Genomic DNA, 682 nt, shown 5'->3' on the forward strand with positions numbered 1-682 from the left:
ATTTCCTAGTCCGATGGAAGAAGAATCATTTACTTATACACTCAACTAAAGGTAAAAAGCAAACCCATCTTCTAGCTCGCTCTTTTAAAGCTAGAAGTAAAAAGATTGTGCTCGATTCTCAGAGAAAGATTCTCAAGAGCATTTCTATTGCTTGGACTCAAGTACAACACCCTAGTTTTGAAGACATTAACTTGTCGTTAGTAATAGTGAGAGATACCAAAAACTATCAGTCACCACTCTATTTATTAACCTCATTGCCTGTAGAATCAGCTAAGGATGCTTGGGAAATATGTCATAGCTACATGCACCGATGGAATATCGAACAGGCGTTTAGATTCGCCAAACTGAGCTAGCTATTGAATCTCCTAGGTTATGGTTCTTCGAAAATACCCTCAAACTATTAGCCATCGTCACGCTCATTTACGACTTCTTGATGAAACTCATCAGGAATTGGCCATCTATTATCAAGATAATCATCAATCAATTTGCTCATAGAACAGGAAATCGGTGCCAAAATGCTTTGACACCGATTTATCGATTGAGAACGGCCATCCAAAACATGCTATGGTGCTACTTCGCACAACAAAATTCGGGATGACTCATGTTTTATCCTAAAATTCAAGATGATGCATCAGTATGGGGATATCTGCTGTTAGATTTCAGAAGTATAGCTTAATTTTTG

Annotated in this window: 1 pseudogene; it reads left to right on the top strand. The window is 37.8% G+C overall.

Going from position 1 to position 682, the window contains the following annotated elements:
• A pseudogene (locus BWI92_RS26945) lies at positions 1 to 353 on the top strand (hypothetical protein); the annotation flags it as partial.
• Positions 354 to 682 lie beyond the last annotated feature (329 nt).

It is taken from the genome of Flectobacillus sp. BAB-3569, from assembly GCF_002270355.1.
In the GTDB taxonomy this organism is placed as follows: Bacteria; Bacteroidota; Bacteroidia; order Cytophagales; family Spirosomataceae; genus Flectobacillus; species Flectobacillus roseus.